Here is a 252-nt window from a genome sequence, read left to right as displayed (position 1 = left end):
TGGCTATGTCTGGAGCAAGCTTGTTACTGAGTCGCCAGCAATAAAACTAACAAACTGTTCAAGAGGGATTCGCAACGCGTGGCATTTTTACTATGCGTTGATTTTTTTGATTAAGGTGGTTTGCGGCGGCATCTGTATTGCGTTGCTCACCCCTTAACAGGGCGTTAGTTCCCCAGAGGAAGCAATCAATCCGTAGGGAATTTTTGTTTCTGGTGGAGTACACGCATAACTCGAATGATATCGCCCTCGACC

General features: G+C 46.4%; 1 pseudogene. It reads right to left on the bottom strand.

The annotated features are described in order from the left end of the window. Positions 1–185: 185 nt before the first annotated feature. A pseudogene (locus VJL_RS29200) lies at positions 186–252 on the bottom strand (type II toxin-antitoxin system RelE/ParE family toxin); the annotation flags it as partial.

It is taken from the genome of Vibrio jasicida CAIM 1864 = LMG 25398 (assembly GCF_000400365.1).
GTDB lineage: Bacteria > Pseudomonadota > Gammaproteobacteria > Enterobacterales > Vibrionaceae > Vibrio > Vibrio jasicida.
This window is presented reverse-complemented; position numbering and strand designations above follow the sequence as displayed.